Origin of the sequence: Alkalihalophilus sp. As8PL (assembly GCF_040939795.1) — a bacterium.
In the GTDB taxonomy this organism is placed as follows: domain Bacteria; phylum Bacillota; class Bacilli; order Bacillales; family Bacillaceae_D; genus Alkalihalophilus; species Alkalihalophilus lindianensis.
In genome coordinates this window covers 1,275,527-1,299,223 of the sequence record NZ_CP162551.1, presented here as the reverse complement: position 1 = coordinate 1,299,223, position 23,697 = coordinate 1,275,527, and the positions used below count along the sequence as shown (strand labels likewise).

20 protein-coding genes are annotated in these 23,697 nt (G+C 39.6%); 16 read left to right on the top strand and 4 right to left on the bottom strand.

What is annotated here, in order from left to right:
• Positions 1-18: 18 nt before the first annotated feature.
• On the top strand, positions 19-1,080 hold the full coding sequence (locus tag AB3N04_RS08115; protein WP_368505586.1) for a tartrate dehydrogenase: 1,062 nt from the start codon (positions 19-21) through the stop codon (positions 1,078-1,080).
• A 17-nt stretch (positions 1,081-1,097) separates the two neighbouring features.
• On the top strand, positions 1,098-1,724 hold the full coding sequence (locus AB3N04_RS08110) for a fumarylacetoacetate hydrolase family protein (protein WP_368505585.1): 627 nt from the start codon (positions 1,098-1,100) through the stop codon (positions 1,722-1,724).
• A gap of 41 nt (positions 1,725-1,765) precedes the next feature.
• Here the strand turns inward: AB3N04_RS08110 and AB3N04_RS08105 are convergent, their stop codons facing one another.
• Positions 1,766-2,410, bottom strand: a complete 645-nt coding sequence (locus AB3N04_RS08105) for a class I SAM-dependent methyltransferase (protein ID WP_368505584.1) — start codon at positions 2,408-2,410, stop codon at positions 1,766-1,768.
• A gap of 195 nt (positions 2,411-2,605) precedes the next feature.
• On the opposite strand from AB3N04_RS08105, the gene AB3N04_RS08100 reads away from it, so the two are divergent.
• The 4 genes from AB3N04_RS08100 to AB3N04_RS08085 all read left to right on the top strand — a co-directional run bounded on the left by AB3N04_RS08100 (position 2,606) and on the right by AB3N04_RS08085 (position 6,637).
• Positions 2,606-3,529 (top strand): ABC transporter ATP-binding protein, encoded by a 924-nt coding sequence (locus tag AB3N04_RS08100; protein ID WP_368505583.1) that lies wholly within the window; start codon positions 2,606-2,608, stop codon positions 3,527-3,529.
• A complete protein-coding gene (locus AB3N04_RS08095) occupies positions 3,530-4,480 on the top strand; it encodes an ABC transporter permease (protein ID WP_368505582.1) in 951 nt (316 codons plus the stop codon). It begins immediately after the preceding gene.
• Between the two features lie 70 nt (positions 4,481-4,550).
• Positions 4,551-5,258, top strand: a complete 708-nt coding sequence (locus tag AB3N04_RS08090) for a response regulator transcription factor (RefSeq protein WP_368505581.1) — start codon at positions 4,551-4,553, stop codon at positions 5,256-5,258.
• On the top strand, positions 5,255-6,637 hold the full coding sequence (locus AB3N04_RS08085) for a sensor histidine kinase (RefSeq protein ID WP_368505580.1): 1,383 nt from the start codon (positions 5,255-5,257) through the stop codon (positions 6,635-6,637). Before AB3N04_RS08090 ends, AB3N04_RS08085 begins: the two co-directional genes overlap by 4 nt.
• Positions 6,638-6,676: 39 nt before the next feature.
• On the opposite strand, the gene AB3N04_RS08080 is transcribed toward AB3N04_RS08085, so the two are convergent.
• On the bottom strand, positions 6,677-8,053 hold the full coding sequence (locus tag AB3N04_RS08080; protein ID WP_368506013.1) for an alanine/glycine:cation symporter family protein: 1,377 nt from the start codon (positions 8,051-8,053) through the stop codon (positions 6,677-6,679).
• A 228-nt stretch (positions 8,054-8,281) separates the two neighbouring features.
• Between AB3N04_RS08080 and AB3N04_RS08075 the strand changes: the two genes are divergently transcribed.
• The 10 genes from AB3N04_RS08075 (at position 8,282) to AB3N04_RS08030 (ending at position 19,760) form a co-directional block, all read left to right on the top strand.
• Positions 8,282-9,556 (top strand): GntP family permease, encoded by a 1,275-nt coding sequence (locus tag AB3N04_RS08075; protein WP_368505579.1) that lies wholly within the window; start codon positions 8,282-8,284, stop codon positions 9,554-9,556.
• 94 nt (positions 9,557-9,650) lie between these two features.
• The gene (locus AB3N04_RS08070; RefSeq protein WP_317123375.1) at positions 9,651-9,800 is read left to right on the top strand and encodes a YfhD family protein; all 150 of its coding nucleotides are present in this window, start codon (positions 9,651-9,653) and stop codon (positions 9,798-9,800) included.
• A gap of 188 nt (positions 9,801-9,988) precedes the next feature.
• On the top strand, positions 9,989-10,732 hold the full coding sequence (locus AB3N04_RS08065) for a glycerophosphodiester phosphodiesterase (protein WP_368505578.1): 744 nt from the start codon (positions 9,989-9,991) through the stop codon (positions 10,730-10,732).
• A gap of 119 nt (positions 10,733-10,851) precedes the next feature.
• Positions 10,852-11,895, top strand: a complete 1,044-nt coding sequence (locus AB3N04_RS08060) for an ArsR/SmtB family transcription factor (protein ID WP_368505577.1) — start codon at positions 10,852-10,854, stop codon at positions 11,893-11,895.
• Between the two features lie 86 nt (positions 11,896-11,981).
• The gene (locus AB3N04_RS08055; RefSeq protein ID WP_368505576.1) at positions 11,982-13,253 is read left to right on the top strand and encodes an MFS transporter; all 1,272 of its coding nucleotides are present in this window, start codon (positions 11,982-11,984) and stop codon (positions 13,251-13,253) included.
• A gap of 129 nt (positions 13,254-13,382) precedes the next feature.
• Positions 13,383-14,405: a LacI family DNA-binding transcriptional regulator gene (locus tag AB3N04_RS08050; protein ID WP_368505575.1), complete on the top strand. Its 1,023-nt coding sequence runs from the start codon at positions 13,383-13,385 to the stop codon at positions 14,403-14,405.
• Positions 14,406-14,499: 94 nt separating this feature from the next.
• Positions 14,500-16,620, top strand: coding sequence for a glycogen debranching N-terminal domain-containing protein (locus tag AB3N04_RS08045; RefSeq protein WP_368505574.1), 2,121 nt, complete (start codon positions 14,500-14,502; stop codon positions 16,618-16,620).
• 33 nt (positions 16,621-16,653) lie between these two features.
• Positions 16,654-17,913 carry an extracellular solute-binding protein gene (locus tag AB3N04_RS08040; RefSeq protein ID WP_368505573.1) on the top strand — a complete coding sequence of 420 codons (1,260 nt, stop codon included), beginning with the start codon at positions 16,654-16,656 and terminating at the stop codon, positions 17,911-17,913.
• Between the two features lie 103 nt (positions 17,914-18,016).
• Positions 18,017-18,919 carry a carbohydrate ABC transporter permease gene (locus tag AB3N04_RS08035; RefSeq protein ID WP_368505572.1) on the top strand — a complete coding sequence of 301 codons (903 nt, stop codon included), beginning with the start codon at positions 18,017-18,019 and terminating at the stop codon, positions 18,917-18,919.
• Positions 18,920-18,938: 19 nt separating this feature from the next.
• On the top strand, positions 18,939-19,760 hold the full coding sequence (locus AB3N04_RS08030; protein WP_368505571.1) for a carbohydrate ABC transporter permease: 822 nt from the start codon (positions 18,939-18,941) through the stop codon (positions 19,758-19,760).
• 63 nt (positions 19,761-19,823) lie between these two features.
• Here AB3N04_RS08030 and AB3N04_RS08025 read toward each other — a convergent pair whose 3' ends face one another.
• Positions 19,824-22,253, bottom strand: coding sequence for a glycogen/starch/alpha-glucan phosphorylase (locus AB3N04_RS08025; RefSeq protein ID WP_368506012.1), 2,430 nt, complete (start codon positions 22,251-22,253; stop codon positions 19,824-19,826).
• Positions 22,246-23,685: a glycogen synthase gene (locus AB3N04_RS08020; protein ID WP_368505570.1), complete on the bottom strand. Its 1,440-nt coding sequence runs from the start codon at positions 23,683-23,685 to the stop codon at positions 22,246-22,248. The genes AB3N04_RS08025 and AB3N04_RS08020 overlap by 8 nt, the downstream gene beginning before the upstream one ends.
• Between the last annotated feature and the right edge of the window lie 12 nt (positions 23,686-23,697).

Sequence of the window (23,697 nt, the reverse complement as noted above, 5' to 3'; positions counted from 1 at the left end):
ATGGAGAGGAGTGTTAGTGTGAAAAAGATAAAATTAGGTGTAATCCCAGGTGATGGGGTTGGAGTAGAAATTATGCCATATGCAACCCAAGTGTTAGATGCAATCGCCCAAGTGCATGGTGGCTTGAAATTTGAGCATACATGGTATCCGTGGAGCTGTGAGTATTATTTAGAGCACGACGAGATGATGCCTAAGAATGGACTTGACCAACTGAGTCAACATGATGCCGTTTTTTTAGGGGCAGTAGGAAATCCAAATCTTGTAGCTGACCATACCTCATTATGGGGGCTCTTAATCAATATTCGTCGAGGGTTTAAGCAAACGTTAAATATACGTCATGCCAAGCAGTTAAGAGGTATTACCCCTATGGTAACTAAACCTAACGGGTTTGATCTAATTGTTGTGCGTGAAAATAGTGAAGGGGAATATAGTGAAGTGGGAGGCCGTATTCACTCAGGAGAGGATGAAGTGGTCGTTCAAAATGCTGTATTTACGAGAAAGGCCACAGAACGTGCGATGCGCTATGCTTTTGAATTAGCAAAAACGAGAAAAGGCCACGTCACCAGTGCGACGAAATCAAACGGAATCGTGTTTTCGATGCCATTTTGGGATGAAGTTTTTGATCAAGTTGGACAAGACTATCCAAATGTAGAAAAGCGCTCGGCTCATATTGATGCCTTATCTGCTTTTCTTGTATCGAAGCCTAGTGAGTTTGATGTCATCGTAGCAAGTAATTTATTTGGCGATATATTAACAGACATTAGCGCAGCTGTGATGGGAAGTATAGGAATTGGACCTGCAGCCAATTTGAATGTTGATGGAAGCTATCCTTCAATGTTTGAACCTGTTCATGGATCGGCACCTGACATTGTCGGGAAGGGGATTGCCAATCCAATCGGTCAAATTTGGACAGGTAAAATGATGCTAGACCATTTTGGAGAAACGGAACTTGCGACACAGCTACTGAACATTGTGGAGGATGTCACAGAAGCTGGGATTAAAACACCCGATGTAGGTGGTAAGGCCACGACAAGTGAAGTGACAGATGAAATAGTATCAAGAATTAAGCAACTTACATAAGGGTAGGAGTGTTAGAGATGAGCGAAGTAAAGAATATTTTTTGTATTGGACGAAATTATGCAAAACATGCAGTGGAATTAGGAAATGAAGTACCTGATTCTCCTATTTTATTTTCAAAGCCTACACACTCATTGGCCTATGCAAAAGGCGATATGATTGCATTTCCTGTTGATAAAGGGGAGATTCATCATGAGCTTGAGATTGTATTACATATCGATCAACAGGTGAAAAAGGGAGATCTTGTTGAGGATGTAGTTAGCGCTATGTCGCTGGGGATTGATTTTACCTTACGTGATGTTCAGAGTGAATTGAAGAAAAAAGGACAACCGTGGGAACGAGCAAAAGGATTTCCGAATGCTGCGATTACAACTGATCCATTTCCATTTCCGGGAGTTGAGGAATGTAGAGAATTTACATTTTCTCTAGTGAAAAATGGTGAAACGGTACAAGAGGGTACCATAAAAGACATGATGTTTGATTTTCAAGCGATCATCACGGAATGTCAGGATGTATTTGGCTTAGGTGCAGGGGATCTCATCTATACGGGTACCCCTGAAGGAGTAGGGCCGATTCAAGATGGTGACCATTTTGAGTTCTATTGGGGAGAAGAGTGCAAAGGAAGGTTTACCGTTGAAATGAAATAAGAAAGGAGAAAGGAGCCATTTTTGATGGGCTCCTTTCTTTTCTATTCTTTAGTGTTTTTCTTTATAAACATCGCCACTTTATACTCGAATTCGGTTTTGTCGATTGAAGCAGCATTTTCACCAAAGTAAAAGCTCAGTAGTTTTCGTGCTTCTTCCACCGAATCAAAAGAAAAGGAAGTATGAATGATTTGATACTCAAAACCTTTGTTGACCCAATAATACACATTACTTGCGATTGGATTTTTAGAAAGGGAGCAAAATTCATCCTCACCGTAATTATCTATAATGACTAGTAGCCCGTCCTCTTTCACGATCCGCTTCATTTCATCTAGACCCTTCTCAAGGTCTGCAACACCCTCAAAGAAAAAGGCCCAAGTAGAGTAAGCAGCATCAAATGTATTTGTGTGAAAGGGAACATCTTGTGCTGTGCCTTTTGACCAGATGATCGCTTTAGTCGAATCAATCATTAATGGGTCAGGCTCGATAGCGACAATGGTGCGCTGATTTGATTGTAGCTTCTCTGCTGTGAAACCATTCCCAGCGCCAATATCTAGAACCATTCCATTTGGTAACAGATGATCTAGTGCTTCTATTACTTTACCCTGCCTATCCATGCATCTTCGTTCAATTTCGAACAGTTCTGGACGTTCTCCCCCGTAAAAAGGAATGATATCTGAGTGTTTCATCGGTTTACCTCCTTAAAGTTAATACATGCTAATAAGGGACATAGGCCTTGCCATGTTATTTTTGAAAATAACTACGCTCTTTTTATTATCTCATTATTCGGTCTTTTATTTTAAGCTTATTTTAAGAACTTCATAAGAATGATTTAAAGATTGGGTGTCATAATGCGGATAGAAGTGTTAAAGGAGGACATCAAGGTGACAAAAAAACAACCAGTTGCTCAAATTAGAAATGTAAAAAAGAAGATTGGTAAAAAAGAAATTATTCACGGGATTTCATTGGATGTGTATCCTGGTGAGGTGTTTGGCTTTCTTGGACCGAACGGAGCAGGAAAGACGACAATGATTCGAATGCTTGTCGGCCTAATGAAAAAATCAGAAGGAGAAATCCTTATTCAAGGCTTTGATATTGAAAAGGAGTTTGAAGAGGCGATCAGGCACATCGGAGGCATTATTGAAAACCCTGAAATGTATAAATACTTAACTGGGTATGATAATTTGGTTCATTATGCAAGAATGCATCCCGATAAAATTTCAGAAGAGAGAGTGAAGGAAGTCGTCACATTAGTAGGATTAGAAGAACGAATTAATGAAAAGGTGCAAGGGTATTCACTTGGAATGCGTCAACGGTTAGGAGTGGCGCAAGCTCTGCTCCATTCACCTTCCTTGTTAATATTAGACGAACCGACAAACGGATTAGATCCAGCGGGTATTAGAGAAATTCGCCAATATATTAGACATATTGCTCATACAGAAGGACTGGCGGTATTTGTATCTAGTCATCTTTTATCGGAAATGCAGCTAATGTGTGACCGAATCGGAATCATTAAAGAGGGGCGCCTTGTTAGTGTCGAAACGGTTGATGATTTCGTTAATTCTAAGTCCAATGCCGTTTTTCGATTTGAAGTTGATCGAGCAGAGGAAGTCTATCAATATATGAGGGGATTTATTAAAGAGTACGATTTTAAGCTTATTAATGACAAGCTAGAAGTTACCTGTGAGAGGGTGGAAATACCATTATTAATAGAAACAATTGTTAAAGCAGGATTTCTAATTTATAGTGTGTCAAATCATGAGACAACACTAGAAGAGAAATTTTTAGAAATGACGGAGGGGAATTAGATGAGTCAGTTGTTTCGCTTAATTAAGAATGAACACATAAAAATCTATAAACGTCTTGGTACATGGATAATGGTGGGCCTTCTATTAGGGGTCATTTTATTAGTTGGAATGATGACTAGATTTGTCTTTGCAACAGATGATAGTGAGGAGTGGAGAACGCAGCTTATTACTGAAAATCAACAGTTTGAAGAATCGATGAATGATCACCCAGCCATGATGGCGGGTACTCAATATGTGAAGCAACAAATAGAACTGAATGAGTACCGACTTACACATGATCTAGCGCCGCAAGTTTCAGATTCATTATGGGGATTTATGATCGACGCAACAACTTTTAGTGCCGTTGTTTCTTTATTTACTATTGTGATTGCCGCAGGGATTGTGGCCAATGAATTTTCAACTGGAACAATTAAACTATTATTAATTCGACCTGTCAGCCGAGCAAGAATTCTTTTGTCTAAATACGTTACGACACTATTATTTGCTTTGTTTATGCTCCTTTTATTATTTAGTGCCTCTTACCTCATCGGGCTTACCTTGTTTGGTTATAGTAGTGCTGAAATTCCTTATCTAGCTTATAGGAACGGGGAAGTAGTGGAAGAAAATATGCTGCTTCACATCATTCGGTTATTAGGGTTTAGGAGTGTTGATCTGATCATGGTTGTTACAGTTGCTTTTACAATTTCTACGGTGTTTCGAAGTAGCTCGCTAGCTATCGGTCTTTCTTTATTTTTAATGTTTACAGGTCCGCAAATTGTTCAACTTCTGGCGCAATATGATTGGGTGAAGTATGTCTTATTTGCAAATACCGACTTACAGCAATATGTGAACGGTACACCTCTAGTGGAGGGTATGAGCTTGTCCTTTTCAATTACTATATTATGCCTTTATTTTATATTTTTGATCATGACTTCATGGGCCATTTTTAAAAGAAGAGACGTTGCAGTATAATGGTGAAAACAAGAAAACCTATTCGTTGGTTTTCTTGTTTTCGTAATGGAAGGTAGATAGGTGGGGTGGAATGAGTAAAGATCTCATTTTAATTGTAGAAGATGAGCGAGAAATAGGTGAATTAGTAAGGGATTACCTGTTACTCGAGGGGTTTCAGGTTTGTTTAGCAGAAGATGGTGAATCAGGTTTTGACTTATTTAAAAAGAAGAAACCGTTGCTTGTTGTTTTAGATATCATGTTACCGAAAATGGACGGTATAGAAGTTTGCAGACGTATTCGTCAAGAATCAACGATCCCAATTGTGATGATGAGTGCCAAGCAAAGTGAAACGGATAAGATCATTGGTCTTGGTATCGGAGCTGATGATTATTTGACAAAGCCATTTAGTCCTAGTGAATTGGTGGCGCGTATTAAAGCACAGGTTAGAAGATATAAGCACTTCTCTTCAGGCAAGGAAGAAGATTCTCTGGTAATAGAAATAGGGGACCTTGTCATTAATGAGAGAGAATATAAAGTGACTGTTAGAGGTTTAAATAGAGAGGTATCAGCAACGGAGTTTAAATTACTTCAGTTTCTAGCCGCTCACCGGGGACAAGTCTTTACAAAAGAACATTTGGTTGAACAAATTTGGGGATATGATCATGTAGGAGACTTTAATAGTTTAATGGTTTACATTCGTAAACTTCGTGAGAAAATTGAGGTCGACCCATCGAAGCCAGCCTACATCAAAACAGTTTGGGGTATTGGCTACAAGTTTGACGGGATTTCGGTAAAATGAAAGGGTTAAAAGGCAGACTCTTACTTGCATTTTTATCTACTATTATCCTTCCCATTCTTTCGTCATTCTTAATGTTGTCTTTCTATTCTTCTAACTTGGAGGGCAGCGCTCAAGAACAGGATAAACAAATTGAAATATTGCTCTCAAAACTTCGCAGTGAAATTAGACCATTATCTTTTGAAGAAGAAACACTAAACTCAGATTATCAAACTCTAAGGCCTTTGTTAGAGACATATAAAATGGATATTTTAATTACGTCTATAGAGGGAGAAAGGTTATTTGACTCAAGTCAATTTCATTCTAACCAAAAAGAAAAGAGTTGGTCACAAGTTAATCCCTTTCACCTCCAAGTTGCAACCGCAACGAGAGAGCTTGTAAATGTGGAAGTGATCTCAAATTCCTCAGACACAGCTCCTTTTACAATGTTTAGTGATGTTATTCGGTACATTCTTATTAGTATAGGTACAGGAATAGTGGTATTGATCACTTTAATAGGTGGGTGGATCTGGTATTTTTCTAGAACTGTTCTGTATCCGATAAGGGAGATCTATACAGCAACTGAGGAAATGCGGCAAGGGAACCTCGACTATCCGGTTTCGTATAAACGAAACGATGAAATTGGACGGTTCATAAGTGGATTTGACCTGATGAGAACACATATGAAAGAGGCAGATGCTAAGAAAAGACAATATGAGAAAGCTAGGAAGGAACTGATAGCTAGTATATCTCATGATTTACGAACACCATTATCCTCTATAAAAGGCTACGTAGAAGGTTTAACGGACGGTGTGATACAAAATGAAAAGATGCAGCAGAAGTATTTAAATGTGATTAAAGCAAAAACCATTCAATTGGACCACTTAATTGAAGATCTGTTCGATTACACTAAGCTAGAACTCGGTCAATTTTCCATGATGAAGGAACAGTTAGATAGTCGACTATTCTTCCAAATGGTCGTCCAGGAAGCTCAATTGGATGTTAGTGAAAAAGAAGTTCAGATAGATGTAGCAGGAGACATCCCTTCTGTTTTAATGAATATTGACCCCGTTAGAATCAATCAAGTGATGACAAATTTAATAGACAATGCTGTGCGGTATGGGGGAACGAAGATTGAACTATCCTTTGAACAAGAGGTTTCGTTGAATGAAATAACGGTCCACCTCCAAGATAATGGTCTAGGAATTTCAAAAGATGACCTTCCTTTTGTATTTGATCAATTTTTTCGTGGTGATAAGTCACGATCTCAAGACCTTGGAGGAACAGGGCTTGGACTAGCTATAACAAAAAGTATTGTAGAAGCACATGCAGGAAGGATCTGGGTAAAATCCTCAATTGGAGTGGGGACGACTTTCTCATTCACCCTACCTTTTTTTCACTAATAGAAAACCCGCCAACTCTAAATTGGCGGGTTACTTGTTTTATCCTTCTTGCTTCAAGGCTTTACTCTCGGCCTTTTCTTGTCGCATCTGTTTTAAGAAACGATGCGTCTCAGCTACAACGACACCTGAGAGACCAAGAAGACCAATTAAGTTTGGCACAGCCATAAGACCATTCATAATGTCGGCAACGCCCCAAACAACGTCTAAGCTTGCACCTGCACCTAATGCAACTGCTAATACGAATAACACACGATACACAACAATAGATTTTTGTGATTTAAAAAGGTAATAGAAACATTTTTCACCATAGTACGACCAGCCTAGAATCGTCGAGTAGGCGAAGAATACTAAACCTACAGCAACAACAATGGCCCCTGCTGGTCCTAAGAAGTATTCAAATGTCGCAGAGGTAAGCGCCGCACCCGTTTCTCCACCTGTATAAAGATTACCCATTACAAGAGCAATACCAGTGATTGAACAAATAATAATCGTATCAATAAAGACTTGAGTCATCGATACAAGCGCTTGACGACCTGGATAATCTGTCTTTGCAGCAGCAGCAGCAATCGGAGCAGAACCTAGACCAGCTTCATTGGAGAATACACCACGAGCTACCCCGTATTGAATAACGACCCCAATCGCTCCACCCGCAACAGCCTGACCAGTAAAGGCATCAGAGAAAATTAATGCTACTGCACTAGGAACAAGTGTCACATTGCTTAAAATTAAAATAAGACCAGCACCAACATAGAATAAAGCCATTAAAGGTACGATAAAAGCAACGGCGCGACCAATACTGCGAATCCCACCTAGTAAAACAAGACCTGTGAAGATGGCAAGAAGAATACCGGTAATCCAAGGGTTAATACCCCAATTACTCTCAATAACAGCAGCTACTGAGTTTGATTGAACCGTATTACCAATACCAAAGGCAGCGATAGCAGCTAAAATGGCAAAGGTTACACCGAGCCATTTCATTCCTAGACCTTTTTCAAGATAATACATTGGTCCACCAGCCATTTGACCGTTCTTATCTTTTTCACGGTACTTAACAGCTAGAATAGCCTCTGCATATTTTGTAGCCATACCGAAAATGGCAGATAGCCACATCCAAAACACAGCACCCGGCCCCCCGATGACAACAGCGGTTGCTACCCCGGCGATGTTACCGGTACCAACTGTAGCAGCGAGTGCAGTCATAAGAGATTGGAAATGAGAAATATCTCCTTCTGATTTTTTGTCTTGCTTACGACTAAAAGCAAGCTTTAGTGCATAAGGCAAAGTAGAAAATTGAAGAAATGCGAGACGGAATGTAAGATAAATACCTGTTCCGACTAATAAGATCAGAAGCGGTGGGCCCCATACGAACCCACTAATCTCATTAATCGTCTGTATTAATCGGCTTTCTTCTTCCATCATAAACCCCCCTTTTAATTGCATTAATAGTATTAATATTCCGAAAATATGACGAGTTTGTCAAGCTCAAAATAAATTTTGGCTAAAAGACAAGCTAGTTGCCATATTAGCAATCAACATGTAGACGTTCAACTAGTTTGGAAGGTATTCTAACATAACTAGTTTTTTTCATAGAAAAGAAGTACTATTAAGTTTTGAGAATTGAAGAGGACGTTAGGTGAGTAAAAGATGGATATCGAGTTAACAATAGTTGGAACATTACTCGCATTGGTTGCGACAATTGGATTAATTTTAATAAGAGTAGCACCTGCTTATGCAATGATGGCTGGGGCTTTAATTGGCGGAGTAATTGGTGGCGCCACTATACTTGAAACGGTTGAATTAATGATCGGCGGCGCTGAAGGGATGGTAGGGGTTGTCTTAAGGGTTTTGGCTGCGGGTATTCTCGCCGGAGTGTTAATCGAATCTGGTGCTGCAAAAACAATTGCTGAATCGATCTTATATAAGCTTGGCGAAACAAAGGCTTTACTTGCTGTTGCAGGGGCGACAATGGTGTTGACAGGTGTAGGCGTATTTATTGGTGTAGCCATATTAACCGTGGCCCCAGTTGCCTTATCGATTGCTAAAAGAGCAAACTTGTCAAAGATGGCGGTCTTGCTTGCCATATCTGGAGGTGGAAAAGCTGGAAATATCATTTCACCCAATCCAAATACAATCGCAGCGGCAGAAGCATTTCAAGTCCCTTTAACGTCTGTGATGTTTGTCGGGGTTGTCCCAGCTTTAGGCGGAATCGCCATTACTTACGTGCTAGCACGTAAACTTCGTAATGTTGGAGATGCTGTGGAGGAGAATGAACTTCCAAATGAAGTTGTCGGTGAATCACCAATTTTAGCTAAAGCTCTTGCCGCTCCAGGAGTAGCGATTGCTCTATTGCTTTTGCAACCTCTCTTTGGCATACATATTGACCCTCTCTTTGCTCTACCAATAGGTGGTGTAATAGGGGCACTTGTGATGGGTAAAGGAAGACATTTAAATCATTATATCCATTCTGGACTTGAGAAAATGGCAGGAGTGGCGATTTTGTTACTCGGAACAGGAACGTTAGCGGGAATAATCGCCCACTCCGCTCTAATTGATCAAATATTACATGGAATTGATGCACTAAGCTTACCTGCTTATTTCCTAGCACCGATTGCTGGTATTACAATGTCTGCTGCTACTGGGTCGACAGCTGCCGCTACAGCAGTAGCCGGTAATGTATTTGCCCCAACGATTTTAGAACTGGGCATTCATGCCTTAGCAGGAGCTGCGATGGTTCATGCTGGAGCGACGGTGCTTGATCACATGCCTCACGGAACATTTTTCCACATTACACGAGCCAGTGTTGGAATGGCAATGAAAGAGCGTTTTAAACTCCTGCCGTATGAAACATTAATCGGGGTTGTCATTGTGGTGATTTCAACATTGATATTTGGTGTGTTTGGATTCCTATTCTTTGGCTAATAACAAGTAGCTGAATAGTTTACTTCCATCCTCGTACATACTAATTTCGATAAGTGAAAACAGATCTGCTTATCAAATTTAGGAGGGTATAACGATGAAAAAAAATGAGAATAAGCAATACCAACAACAAGGACCGTATGATGATGTTGAATATTCAGCAGAAGTAGCAGATGCAGAAGATAAAGAAGCGATGGCTCGAATGAATGAAGCGGACAAGCGAGCTGAGAAACAGAGAAATCAGTAGTATGTACAGGGTAAGTCATTAAACGAAGTCTTCCTTTAAAAGGGAGGCTTCTTTTGATTGTATAGAAGATATTCATATTAGGATGGACAGAAGGTTGATTTCTAACTAGGGATGGGAATAAGATTAAAAAAAGGTAAAGATAAGTAGATGAAGAGTATTGAATTCCATTTAGAAAAGGAGACCTCTACGTGAATAAAACAGCTATATTTGCCCACCGCGGAGCTTCGCTTCATTATCCAGAAAATACAATGGTTGCTTTTGAAGCAGCGTATAAGCTTGGGGCGGATGGAATTGAATTTGATGTCCAGCTAAGTAAAGACTTAGTGCCGGTTGTGATTCATGATGCGACCTTGAATCGTACGACGAATGGGTCAGGTTATGTGGGTGCTCATACCGTTGAACAATTAAAAAGCCTAAGCGCTGGTTCTTGGTTTGACTCGGCGTTTACTGAGGAAAAAATTCCAACGTTAGAAGAAGTGCTTATTTGGGCAAGCGATAAAGAGATGACATTGAACATTGAACTAAAAGGGGCGATCACACAGCGTGACCATGTCGTGAAGACCATTCTGCCTCTTTTACATGAGTACGAGCTAACAAAGCGTGTCATTCTTTCTTCTTTTGACCACAATGTGATCCATAAAGCTCTAAAAGTAGCGCCAGAACTTGAATCCGCAGTCATCGTGACAGCAGCATTATATATGCCAGAAAGATATGTAAAAGAAGTAGGTGTTTCGGGGTATCATTTTATGTCTCCTTTACTATTAGAAGAAGAAGCTAAAGCGTTGATTCATGCTGGAATTAAGATCAGGCCTTATACAGTCAATAGCGAGGGATTGTTAAAAATGTATATGGAGTGGGAATGTGCAGGGATTTTTACTGACAACCCTAAGCTTGCCCTGCAAGTACGAGAGCAATTAAACGATAAGGAGTAATTCTTTATCGTTTTTTATTATGGGATTTTTTCCATTTAGTAATTGACATTTCATCTTTGTCTTACATATAATTCTATATATATCGAACATCTGATTCGATATGAGTTGGAGGTGTTTGGATGGGTTCAATAAATAAAGTAACTTTTTTACAATCGCCGGTTGTCGACTTATTAGTTAGTATGTTAAGAGTCGTGAGTCATGAATATTTAAATGAATTAGAGGACTTGAACGGGCAAGTATCAAAGGAAATGGAAAAGTGGATTGAAGAAACAAGAAAAAAGCTCCCTAGTGAGATGAAGCATGAGTTAGAAACGTTCTTTCACCAGGAAAGTTTTCTAGCTATTACGATTATTCCATGGGTAATTAAAGAAGGGCTTTACAAAGATGTTCATGCGTTCCTAAGTGCGATGCATAATTTGAGTGATGAGGAACTGTTTACTCATTTTACACATACAGGCTATGGACCCGATGAAGAGTTAACCAATTATAAAGAACCGAGTGAAGTAATCTCTTTCTTAGAGAAGTTGAACTTGCCTGAAACAGAAAAGTGGAAGCTGAGTTATCTCATTTTTGATGGTTCAAAAACGAAACAGCGTTTGATAAAACTGATTGAACGGTTTTATTATCATTATTATGAATCAATTGAAGCTGATGTTTTAAAGAAACAACAGGTGTGGCTGACGAATGTAGGAGATCTGAGTTTAAAACGAAATGAAAGCTATATGAGCGGGTTGATTACACAGTATGGTATTGATGTTAAGGAGTGGGAAAAACTTGTTGTCGTTCCATCTTATTTTGCTGATTATTCGATGCTCTTTATGTCGGTAAAAAAGATGAATCTAACCGCTTTTATTATAGGTGCGCGTCATCTCGAAGTTCAGGATATTGGCAGGGGTGAAAAGGAAACATTAGATGCGATCAGGACGATAACAGATGAGAAGCGGTTTAAAATGCTACAACTATTAAAGAAACAACCAATGTATGGATATGAGTTAGCTCAACACCTAGAAGTATCCAATTCAACAATCTCCCATCACTTGTCAGCTTTGGTTTCGAGACAATTTGTGCAAGCAATTCGAAGAGAGAACAAAGTTTTTTATGAAGTGAATCAAGAGGAAATTGGGCAGGTAATAAGGTCTTTAGAACGAATGTTAACTGAATAGATGAGAACTTCATCTATTTTTTTAGTTTAACATTCGATGGTGGTAGAAATTGTTATACAACTGATGTAAAAATAGGGGTGGCTACAATGGGAGAAGCATCGACAATAAATGAAACAGAGGTAGTAAAAGTTCCTTCTGTATTTAAGGAGTATCGCTTTGTTCTATTATTTCTAACCTTACTCGTTTCTAGTTTTAGTGTTTCTTTTTTTATGGTAGCAACGAATTGGTATGTTGTTGATTATTTAGGGTTAGAAGCGATGCTTGGCATTGTATTTTTCGCCTCCAGCGTTCCAAGGCTTCTTTTTATGTTAATTGGCGGCGTGATTGCTGATCGGATGAGTAAAGCATGGGTGATGTTTCTTTCTGATTTTCTTAAAGGTGTCTTACTCCTTGGGGTGATTGGATTATTGTTTTATGATGCTTATACGATTTGGCCACTTGTTGCATTAGCTTTCGTTTTCGGTGTATTAGATGCTTTTTTTTGGCCTGCTAGTAGTGCAATCTTGCCAGAAACAGTGAAAGAAGAACAATTGACTCGGGCTAATACTGTGATTGATATGACTCGTCAAGGATCAATGATCATTGGACCTCTTCTTGCAGCAACGATGCTAGCAACTGGTGGATACGTCCTCATTTTTACAATCACAGCGGTCTCTCTCATAATAGCTGGGGTGATTGATCTTCTTATTAAGAAGAAGATGCCAGAAAAAAGAGAAGCAGACCATTCAAAGGATGTACAAAGAAAAGAGACGATGATTCAAGCCATTAAAGGTGGATTGGCTTATGTCAGGCAAAGTCCTTTCTTATTAGCATTAATGACTTCGACCATTTTTTTGAACTTTTTCTTTAGTGGCCCCTTGCAGCTTGGGATGCCGTTATTTGCCTCTCGTATTTTAAACGGGGATGAAGTAACGTATGCCTTTTTAAATGGAGGAATTGCTGTTGGAATGCTTTTAGGTGGGGTGGGCGTTGGGCTTTTAAATATTCAACGGAGGAGGGGGCTAATTTCCATTTTGGCGATGTCTTCTTTAGGACTAATGTTTCTAGGTTTTAGCCTTTCAACAACTTTTATAAGCAGTATGTTCTTCATTATTTTACTGGGAGTCGCCATTAGTGTCACTAATATACCGTTGATTGCCGTTATTCAAAGCCATACAAAGAGAGAATACTTAGGTAGAGTGATGAGCTTAACATCGTTTGCTTCAATGGGTTTATTACCAGTTTCCTATCTGGTGACGTCTTTATTTTTAGCGATAGGCATAGCTATAGAGCTGATCATGCTTGTTAGTGCAGTTGGTTTAGCTGTTGTTTGCTTCATTATTTTGTTCAAAGCAAAAGTATTACGTACAGCGGATTAAATTAGAAATGTTAAAGAAATTATAATGAACATTTAAAAAACGCTTTCATTTATTGAGGGATTCTAGTATACTCATCACTAAGAAAGCGTTATCACTATCAAATGTTTCCGAAACGTTTTGGAGGTTATCGTGACTACTATAAAAGATATTGCGAGGGTGGCTGGCGTTTCGATCACAACCGTTTCGAGAGCTTTAAACGGGTATAGTGACGTGAGTGAAAAGACTAGACGGCGTATACAGGAAGTGGCGAAAGAATTAAAGTATAGCCCGAATGCTGTAGCTAGAAGTCTGGTCATGAATCGTTCGAAAACGATTGGCCTTCTCGTCTCAGAGATAAGTCGTGAAGGGGCAAAAGATAATTTTACGTTTGAGGTATTGTGTGGGATCAATGATCGTGTGGCAGAACTTGATTATGATCTGATCTTATTTAATACCAATTCAGCTCAGCAAAAGGTAAAAAGCTATACGCAATTATGTCGTGAACGCCGAGTTGAAGGAGTTATTTTACAAGGGATCAAAACAGATGATCCTTATCTAGAGGAAGTAATTGAAAGTGATATTCCTTGCGTTGTAGTAGATGTTCCGATTACAGGTAATAAAGTAGGTTATGTGTCTACTGATAATGTAGACGGTGCTAAAAAGGCTGTTCAATACTTAATTGATTTAGGACATCAACAAATTGCGATGATGAATGGTCATAAAAAGGCCTTTGTAAGTCAGAAGCGTAAGGAAGGCTATCTTGCTACTCTAGAGGAAAATGAAATCCCTATAAAAGAGGATTGGATCTTAAATGGAGAATTCCGCGAAGAGCAAGCAGAAAAAGTAGCTCTTTACTTTTTAAGAAACCATTCGAATGTAACCGCTATATTTTGTGCAAGTGATTTAATGGCATTAGGCGTTCTAAAAGCAGCTAAAACATTGAACATTCCGGTGCCTTCCCAATTATCCGTAATTGGATATGATGATATCGTTCTAGCTGAATACGCGACTCCAAGTCTAACAACAGTAGCACAAGACAAATATCAAATAGGTTATGAGGCTGCAGGTCTTCTCATTGATTTATTAGCAGAAAAAGAAACCAATAATGCTCGGATCTTAAAGAGTAATTTAAAAATACGTCAATCTACTGACTTTAACAACAAGAAAGCATAAACTTTCTTGTACACTAAATCCAAAACGTTTTGGATTTTATTTTAAAGCATAGTCCGAAACGTTTTGGAAGAAATCATCCTGAGGAGAGAGACAAATGAACTATCGAGTAATAAAAGAAAATGATCTATTCCTTTTAACAGATGAAAAAGGAAATATCCCAAAAGGCCATGAATATGGAGCAGGACTTTATACGAAAGACACTCGTTATTTGAGTAAGTTTGATGTACGAATCAATCAACAAGAGCCGGTTTTGCTCACGTCAAATTCTGATGATGCCTACCGCTCATCGTTTATCTTAACGAATCCTCATATGGAGGAAGACGGGCAATTGATTTTATGGCGCGAGTCTGTTGAATTGAAGCGTGAGAGATTTATCTATGATGGTGTTTGTTATGAGGAATTGATCGTAACCAACTATTACCCGAAGCCTGTCTCTTTTGATTTAAGTGTTCATATGGAAGCTGATTTTCAAGATATGTTCATCGTAAGAGGATTTCAACATGGTGAGATTGGCAGCAAAACAGGCGTAAAACAAGGAGAAAACGAATTACGCTTCATGTATGAAGGGGCAGATCAAATCTCCAGACAGACGGTGATCCAGTGGAGCAAGCAAGCAAAACAAGTAACAGATCTAGGCGATCTAACATTCGGATTCCAGCTTGCTCATGGGCAAAGAGAGTCAATCGTTTTAGCAATTGTACCAGTTGAAAACAATGAAGATCCAGTTATATTACCTGTTGATGAAGCTAGCCGAAAGTTAAAAGAAAGTCATGCAAAGTGGGATAACAACATAGCAAAACTTCAAACGGATCATTTACCGCTTCAACGTCTTGTTGATCGTGGTGTCTCAGATATGCGTGTACTATTGACGGATTTAGGATATGGATCATTTCCAGTAGCTGGTTTGCCATGGTTTGCTGTTCCTTTCGGAAGAGATAGCTTAATTGCAGCATTGCAACTGCTCCCATTCCAACCTGATGTAGCAAAAGGAACGTTGCGTACTATGGCTGCCTTCCAAGGTACGAAGCTTGATCCTTGGAGAGATGAGCAACCAGGAAAGATTATGCACGAACTTAGAAAAGGAGAGTTGGCTAATACGAACCAAGTTCCATTTACTCCTTACTATGGCACGATCGATGCGACGCCTTTGTTTTTAATGCTGCTTTCTGAATACATTAGGTGGACAGGCGATGTTGAATTATTTAATGAGCTTACAGAGAATGTTGAAAATGCTCTGATGTGGATTGATGAGTACGGGGATCGTGATGGTGATTTATTTGTTGAATACCACCAAGAGTCATCTAAAGGAATTGCTAATCAGGGCTGGAAAGATTCTGCTGATTCGGTAGTACACCGTAATGGGGATTATGCTAAAACTCCGATTGCGCTAGCAGAAGTACAAGGTTATGTGTATCAAGCTAAACAAGGAATGGCAGAGCTATTTGAGGCAGTCGGTAACATTGAAAAGTCAAAGCAATTAGTGAATGAATCGAACCAACTGAAGGAAGCTTTTGAAGCAGCCTTTTGGATGGAGGACCAACAATTTTATGCGATCGCACTTGATCAAGACAAAAAGCCAGTTGGAACATTGACAACAAATCCAGGGCATGTATTGTTTGCAGGAATGTTATCTGAAGGGAGAGCCCAAGCAGTAAGTAACATGCTTGTCTCAGATAAAATGTTCTCAGGCTATGGCATTCGTACAATGGGTGAAGGTGAAGCGGGTTATAACCCAATGAGCTACCATGATGGAAGTGTATGGCCACATGATAACAGCATGATTTTACTTGGAATGGGTAAGCTTGGCCACCACACGCAGGCAAATGCTGTCATTGACGGATTAATCAAAGCTGCTCAATACTTTGATAATGATCGTCTACCTGAATTATTCTGTGGCTATTCAGATGGAAAGCCGGTTATCCCTTATCCAGTTGCATGTTCACCACAAGCTTGGGCAGCAGGTACACCTCTAGTGATGGTTCAAACAATGCTCGGTTTGTATCCTGATACACTTAAGAAAACAATCGCCCTAAACCCCGTGCTACCAGAGAGCATGAATGAACTAGTGCTTCGTGATGTAACGATCGCATCAGGACAATTAGATCTCATAGTTAGTAGAGAAGATCACGAATTGAAAGTGACTGTTGAAAAGAATACAACAGGATTAGATATACAATTAGTTGATCAAAAAAAGCCGATGTCATCTAAAAATTAACCTATATAAAAAGGAAACAAGAGAGGGGAAAGCATGATGAAAAAATGGTTTATGACAATGGGGATTAGCACAGTTTTACTTGGTAGTGTTCTTGCAGGTTGCGGGAATAACGGCGGGGAAAGTACTTCTGGAGAGAATTCAAACGATGGTGAAGTCACCCAAATCACCTTAACAGGTTGGCAATCATCACCACAAGAGCAGAAGTACTTAGATCAGACGATTGCTCTGTTTGAGGAACAAAATCCTGATATAGAAGTAACAATTAGTACAATTCCTGATTCATACATGGATGTCTTGCGTACTCGTTTAATTGGTGGAGATGGACCTGATGTGTTCTATCTAGATGCATTTGAAGCTCCTGGCTTAATTGAAACGGGAGTGGTTGAACCTCTTGATGAGTATATTTCAGAGGACTTTGATTTGAATGATTTTGAACAGCCGCTATTAGATGCATTCCGTGGAAACGATGATACGATTTATGGACTTCCAAAGGATACATCCACATTGGCTCTTTTCTACAATAAAGATTTACTAGAAGAAGCTGGATTTGATGCACCGCCGGCAACATGGGAGGAGCTAGAAGAAATGGCAGAAGCCCTTACAACCGATAGCACGTATGGTTACGGAGTCGTGCCAGATTTAGCTCGTCTTATGTTCATCGCTGAATCGAATGGTGGCCAAGTAGTAACTGACAACCAAGCTTCGTTTGGCGATTCTGCAGTGGTTGAAGCGTTGCAACCAGTTGTTGATATGAGAAATGAAGCAGGAACAGCAGCAGAGCCATCTGAAGTAGGATCTGATAATGGTGGAGAAATGTTCGCACTTGGAAGAGCAGCGATGATTATGGAAGGAAACTGGACGATTCCATTCCTTGATGAGAATTTCCCAGATGTTAATTACGGGGTTGCTGAAATCCCTACCATTAATGGAGAGCAAGGCACAATGGCGTTTACTGTTTCTTATGTAATGAATGCAGCAAGTGATAAAAAAGAAGCGTCGTGGAGATTAATTGAATTCTTAACTGGGAAAGAAGGAATGGAAGCATGGACGGCGAGTGGATTAACACTGCCGACGCGTGCATCTGTAGCTGAAACGCTTGATTATACGGATGATGAAATTTATGGTCCATTTGTAGCTGGAACATCATATGCGACAGTATGGTCAGATGATACGAATTTACCGATCATTAATAATAATTTTGGAAATCAATTTATTAGTGCATTTTTAGGGCAACGTGATTTAGGTGAGGCATTAGAAGAAGCAGAAGATGTAGCGAACCGTGAAATTCAATAGAGCGTAATGGTGTAGGTGGGTCCCTCCCACCTACCCATTAAACCGCTTAGTTGATTCTAGTATGTAGAAGTGAGATGAATCGACTTGGGGAAGGAGTACCACCATGGCCATAAAAAAACCGTCAAAAAAGCACATGCGTGAAGCAGGTCAGGGCTATCTATTCATGGGCCCAGCATTACTGACTATTGGTGTGTTTATCTTACTACCAATCATTTATGCAGTGATTCTATCCTTTCAGAAAGTGAATTTACTTGGAGGAATTTCTGAGTTTGTAGGAATTGATAACTTCGTTCGAATTTCAGATGATTTTCGGGCGGGAATTGCTCTACGCAACACTGCTTTTTATGTAGCGGTAGTTGTACCTGTTCAGACGCTCCTTGCCTTGATTCTTGCAGCTTGCTTGAACGCAAGGATTAAGGGAACGAACCTTTTTCGTGTCATTTTCTTTTTACCAACCTTAACATCATCAGCTGTGTTGGCTTTAATTTTTATGTTCATGTATAACAATCAAAATGGTCTAGTAAACCAATTTTTAAGTACGATTGGCTTACCGACTTATAACTGGCTAGGAGATCCGTCGGTTGCGTTGATTGCCATTATGATTATGAACATTTGGGCAACTGCTCCTTTTTATATGGTTATTTATTTAGCTGGATTGAAAGATGTACCGGAAAGTTTATATGAAGCTGCAGAGCTTGACGGGGCATCAGCGTTCCAAAAATTCCGCTATATTACGGTTCCGATGTTACGACCAATCACATCATTTGTAGTCATTATGGGGATTATTGGGACGTTCCAACTTTTCGATCAATCGTATATCTTCTCAGGCGGAACAGGTGGACCGGATAACTCGACACTGACAATCGTTTTGTTGATTTATCAATATGCGTTTAATACGTATGATCAAATGGGTTACGCAGCAGCGCTTGCTTTCTTGTTAGCGGTCATTATCTTAGCTGCAACACTCATTCAGCGCAAATTCCAAAAGGATGAACAAGTGTATTAATACGTCTGGAGTGAGAGCATTGAAAGATTTAAAAATTGGAAAGTTCATACTATATTCGATCCTTATAGGTTATGCAGTTGTAACAGTTACTCCTTTTTTATGGGCATTCTTTGCTTCGTTCAAACCTTTGAATGAGATTGTAGGTGGATTTTCCATCTTGCCTGAAAATTGGACACTTGATAACTATCGCTACATTATTAGTACCCAGCCACTCTTTATCCGCTGGTTATTCAACAGTGTTGTAATTGCAGTAGTTGGAACATTGCTTAATATTCTATTTAACTCAATGGCTGGTTATGCACTAGCTCGTTTGAGTTTTCCAGGTAAGAAGACACTGTTTGTCCTAGTGCTTGCCGTTCTTATGATCCCAGGTCAAGTTACCATGATTCCTAACTATCTTATTTTGAAGGAGTTAGGTTGGTTGAACTCTTACCAAGGGATGATTGTTCCTGCTATGGTTAATGCCACGTTTATCTTTATGATGCGTCAATTCTTCATCAATTTCCCGAGAGAAGTAGAAGAGGCTGCCGCAATTGATGGACTAAGTAGGATGGGAACATTCTTTAGAATCGTTCTGCCGATGGCTAAGCCAGCACTAGCTGCACAAGCGATATTTGTATTCATGGCGCTATGGAATGATTTCATGAGACCATTAATCGTTATGTCTGAAACGAGCATGTATACATTACCAGTTGGACTTAATGCCTTTCAATCAGAGAACGTGTCGTTTTGGAACTACGTTATGTCGGCCTCAATGATCTTCACATTACCAGTATTGCTTATTTACATTTTCTTTAGTCGATTCTTTTTGGATGGGTTATCTTTTCGAGGAGATAAATAAAAAAAGAAGGAGTGTCCGAGGTGACACTCCTTTTTACTATGAGAAACATATCTAGATTGTTTATCAGCTTTTCGAATAATGAGATTGACTGATCTTCCAAATATCATTGGCGTATTCCATAATCGTATGATCACTTGAAAATTTACCCGAATGAGCGATGTTTGTGGCACTCTTTTTTAACCAGGAAGCTTGATCACGATAGGTCTGATCAATTAATTGTTGTGCTTCTACATAGCTATCAAAATCGCGCAAGACGAAGTACTCATCATTATTAAAAAGCAGTGAGTAGTAGATGTCTTTAAACTCGACGTCATCTTGAGTGAAAGATTGATTGACTAGCTGGTCGATGACTGTTCGTAGCCTTTGGTCACTGTTGTAGTAATCTCTTGCACGGTATTTGTTGGTTGCTTGGTATTCAAAGACTTCCTCTGCGCTCAGACCAAATGTGAAAATATTATCTGCGCCAACTGCTGCACCAATTTCTACATTAGCACCATCCTGTGTACCGATGGTTAGAGCTCCGTTCATCATTAATTTCATATTTCCTGTTCCGGAGGCTTCTTTACTAGCGGTCGAAATTTGTTCACTTACATCAGCGGCTGGGATGATTTTCTCAGCTAGACTAACATTGTAATTTTCTAGGAAGACAACTTTTAATTTATCTTTGATCAAAGGATCGTTATTAATTTTTGTTGCAACGGTTGTGATTAACTTGATGACATGCTTGGCGAAGTGATAGCTTGGAGCCGCTTTTGCTCCGAAGATGAAGGTTCTTGGGGTGCAATTTAGTGATGGGTTTTCTCTGTATAAATGGTAAAGATGCAGGATGTGAAATACATTCAATAATTGGCGTTTATAGCCATGGAGCCGCTTAATATGAACATCAAAAATTGAATCTTCATCGAGAAGAATTCCATAATGCTGATTAATGTAACTTGCTAAGTGAAGTTTGTTTTTGCGTTTGACCCGTGCCAGCTCTGCTTGAACACTAGGATCAGCCACATATTTTAATAGATTAATAAGCTCTTTCGGTTCATGAATCCAGCTTTTGCCGATGGTTTCATTTAATAAATTTGCTAGCTCTGGATTGGCATGCAAAAGCCAACGTCGATGTGTAATTCCATTCGTTTTATTGTTGAAACGATCTGGAAAAAGGGTGTAAAATGGCTTCATGACACGTTCCTTTAAAATATCCGTGTGCAGTTTAGCTACACCATTTATGCTATAGCTACCGACCATGGCCAGATGAGCCATATGAATTTGATCATAGGAAATAATCGCCATATCGGCAATCTGTTCACGCAGTTCTGGGTGATCAAACCAAATTCCTTTGCAGAAACGTTCATTGATTTCTTCAATGATCATGTAATGGCGAGGGAGGAGTTCGTTTACCATTTGTTCAGGCCATTTTTCTAAGGCTTCACTTAAGGTTGTATGATTTGTATAGGCAACTGTTTTAGTTGTTAAATCCCAAGCTTGATCCCAACCTAATCCTTCTTCATCCATTAAAAGACGCATTAATTCAGGAATAACGAGCGTTGGGTGAGTATCGTTAATTTGAATAGATATTTTTTCTGGTAGTTCCGATATTGGCTGTTCCGTTTTTTTGAATTGATTGAGAATGCTTTGAACGCCAGCGGATACTAAGAAGTATTGTTGTTTGAGACGTAGAAGTTTCCCTTCATAGGACGAATCATCCGGATAGAGAAATTCAGAAATCTTTTCTACCGACCGTTTGTAATCTAAGTAGTGGTAATAGTCTTTTCCGTGAACCGAATTGAAATGAAAGGGGTTAGTCGTCGACTCTGCGCTCCAAAGTCTTAACGTATTCACATTATCTGTTCCGTAGCCAACAACTGGCACATCGTAAGGGACGGCTAACACTCGCTCGTACTCTACATGATCAAATGTAAGCTTTTGATCGACATAGGTTGGCTTTACTTCTCCTCCAAAGCGAACTTCAATCGCTTTCTCGGACCGTTTCGTCTCCCACATATAGTCGTCTTTCAACCAATAGTCAGGCAGTTCAACCTGATAGCCGTTGACCATTTTTTGTTGAAAAAGACCGTACTTGTATCGAATGCCAATCCCATGACCAGGTAAGTTGAGGGAAGCTAATGAGTCTAGAAAGCAAGCAGCTAATCTACCGAGTCCGCCGTTTCCAAGGCCTGCATCTGCTTCTTCACTAAATACCTCACTTGGCTCAAAGTTATAATCATGTAAAGTTTCACAACATACGTCATACCACCCATGATTTAAGAGGTTCGTTTCAAGTAAACGACCTAACAAGAACTCCATTGAGAAATAATACATTTGTTTTTCGTCGTTACTTAAATGAACTTGCTTTGTTTTCTGCCAGTTACTATTCACTTCTTTTTTTACAAGAAGGGCAATGGCTTGGAATGCTTCTTTGTTGGTTGCTTCATCTGGACGCTTACTAAACGTGGTTAATAGTTTTTCTTGGAATTGAGCTGCAAAGGTCTCTTTATTCATCGGTTTCATCCCACGCTCCTTCATTTACTACATGTTTATAGACATCCTCATACGCTTTTGCCGATTGACTCCAGTCGAACTTTGACGTGTATATATTGTGTTGCAACTGCTTCCACAGTGCTTCTTCTCTATATAGCCACAAGCCACGCCTCACCGTATAAAGAAAGTCTTCTTCTTTGTAATTCGTGAAGCTCAGGCCATTTCCTTCTCCTGTAAACTCATTAAAAGAAAGAATTGTGTCTTTTAAGCCTCCCGTTTCGCGTACAATAGGCACTGTTTCATAGCGTAGAGCAATTAATTGACTTAGCCCGCATGGTTCAAATTTAGAGGGCATCACAAGAAAGTCAGAGGCAGCATAAATAAATGAGGCAAGTTCTTCATTAAAGCCACGGTAAAAAGCAACACGGTCAGGGTAGCGTTGTGCAAGTTGTTCAAATTGCTCTTCAATCACAGGATCTCCTGAACCTAAGCATACAAATTGGACATCTTCTGCTTGTAGTAAGTCATCGAACGTATTAGTGACAAGAGATACACCTTTTTCCTCTACTAATCTTGAAATAAGAGAAATGAGTGGAGTGTGCTCGCTGATTGTTAAGCCTAGTTTATCTTGAAGGGCTTTTTTATTTTCTCGTTTTCGTTCAGGCTGATGATGATATGTAACGGGGATATGAAAATCAGTCGACGGATTAAAATATCCCTCATCAATCCCATTTATAATGCCAGTCAAAGAATGATTCCTTTCTCTAAGTAAAGAATCAAGCCCTTCTCCGAAAGCAGATGATTGAATTTCTGTTGCATACGTAGGGCTGACGGTTGTAATCCAATCAGCATGAACAATAGCGGCCTTCATAAAGTTAATCGCTCCGTTGTGATCAAGACCAATTTGATGTTGCTTATCTAAGTGAAGCAACTCATTAAAGATCGAATGAGGGAAGACGCCTTGGTACCTAAGGTTATGAATAGTAAAGACCGTTTTAACCTTGTACGAATAGGCTCCTGCTTTAATGTAAGCAGGAAGTAATCCTGTTTGCCAATCGTGACAATGTAGTACATCAGGATGGAGAGCTAGTTTTTCCATCGATTCAAGGACTGCGTGTGTAAAAAAGGTGAATCGTTCGCCATCATCTTCTTGGCCATAGAAGGGCTTACGATCAAAGTAATAGTCATTTTCGATAAAGAAGTAAGTCACGTTTTTCTCTTTATAGGATAGGATGGCACAATGTTGATTGCGCCATGTTACAGAAACAGAAAAGGTCTCAACCCATTCAAGCTGCAATAAGATAGGAGTTGGGATCGATGTCGATTTTGGTAGGAAGACAATCAGTTCATGAGCTAATGCACTTAAAGCATGCGGGAGCGAACCGATTACATCTGCAAGGCCTCCCGTCTTAAAGAAGGGTGTACATTCTGTTGCAACCATGACTACTTTCATTGAAGGCTTCTC